Below are 1,603 nucleotides of genomic sequence, written 5' to 3' on the forward strand. Positions count from 1 at the left end.
CAGAGAATACCGGGAGAAACTATCCAGGCTCCACGGGAGAAAAGTAAAAGGTAATGGTCATCGAGGAAAACTAGTGAAGACATCAAGAGAATAAAACGGTTCAAAAATATTTACAAGAATTCAGAAAGGATTTAGAACCCGCAACAGGCTCAACCGAATAGTGCTGAGAAACCTTCTGAGAGGGCTTCCTCACTAAGCTCCTTAGACTCCTCCTTCTTCTCCTCCTCACCCTTCTCCTTCTTCTCGCCTTCCAGTTTAACTGGTGCTGGAGCCTGTTTAACCTCTATACCCAGCTCTGGAGCATACCTTGCTACCTCAACTGCTAAAGCGTTGGCTTTGGCAACAGCCGATAAGAATACCATTTCAGCCGTCTCAGGTGTTATAAAGCCTGTTTCCACAGCTAGTGATAAGGCGTGCCTGTGAGCCCTTGATATAACTAGTGGTAGTACTTCTGGCTCCGGTAATGCTACTTCAACAGCTATCTTTAAGGCGTCGAGGTGAGCCGCCATAATGTTGTTTCTATACTCGTCTAGATTTAGTATGAGTTTATCGCCTGGTATAACAATACCCTCATAAGCTATCTTAGGTCTAAGCCGTATCTCTTTTAATGCCAGCCCCAGTTTCTGGAGCAGGCTAGCTAGATCACCAGAGACAACTTCACCTGGTTTAGCCACTACTGTATCCTTAGCTACATAGACAACATTTCCCTGGACCTTGGTTGGTATCTTGAGCCTTCCGAATACACTTAGCATGGGGCCCGGAGGTATACCAGTGTTACCCTCAGGTATGATTATCTCCCTATCTGTTTTCTCACCGGGCTTAAAGTATGATTTAGTTACATGAGTGTCCATCAGCATTGCAAGCTCGAACGCATTCATATTGGTGAATACAACCAGTATTTGACCAGTGAGATACTCTTTAAACGGCTCCGGGTTCAAGCCAGCCTTTTTTAAAGCGATCTCCAGCAGTCTCGGCTTGACCACCCTCAACTCCGCTTTACCATACAGCTTCTTCCTCAGCATTTGAATATGGTTGGCTGGAATACCGGTTATATCCGCTATAGCGAAAGCTTTACTGGTCTTGATCAGGTTAACGAGTTCCTCCACTACCTTAATCTTCCACTCAGGTATCTTCCTAGCTGTAAGAGACATATTAATCACCTGTACACTTCTACCGGCATACCCATTGTAGTCTTAAAAACAAGCTTAGCAATGTTACCAGCACCTGATGGAAGCCTCTGCTCTATCACTGATAAAACAGCCAGTGCGTTTTCAGCGAGATCCACCGGACTCATGTCTTCTGCACCTATCGGAACCATTATCTGCGGTTGATCCTTAACCCTTGCCACAACGGTATTCATGTATCTCTTTATGAGGGCTGATATATTAGCGGAAGCAGGTACCGGGATAGGTGCCTTACCCCTGGGACCCAGGGCCGGACCCAGAGTACGCCCTGTTAAAGCCATCAAATCCGTTCTAACCAAGACCCAGTCACATTGACCAGCTATTTTCTTCGCCTGTTTCTTGCTTAAGCCCTGGAGATCCTGACTCGTTAACACTATTTTAGCACCTGCCTCCCTTGCTTTAACCGCTAGCTCTTCATC

The 1,603-nt window shown here is 46.0% G+C and carries 2 protein-coding genes; both read right to left on the reverse strand.

What is annotated here, in order from left to right:
- Window positions 1–149: 149 nt before the first annotated feature.
- Window positions 150–1,151 carry a 50S ribosomal protein L10 gene (locus ACP5N5_RS06925; protein WP_428134483.1) on the reverse strand — a complete coding sequence of 334 codons (1,002 nt, stop codon included), beginning with the start codon at window positions 1,149–1,151 and terminating at the stop codon, window positions 150–152.
- Window positions 1,152–1,156: 5 nt separating this feature from the next.
- On the reverse strand, window positions 1,157–1,603 hold a 447-nt coding region (locus tag ACP5N5_RS06930), incomplete at its 5' end, for a 50S ribosomal protein L1 (RefSeq protein ID WP_428134486.1).

Source organism: Desulfurococcus sp. (assembly GCF_049970475.1).
GTDB classification, from domain to species: domain Archaea; phylum Thermoproteota; class Thermoprotei_A; order Sulfolobales; family Desulfurococcaceae; genus Desulfurococcus; species Desulfurococcus amylolyticus.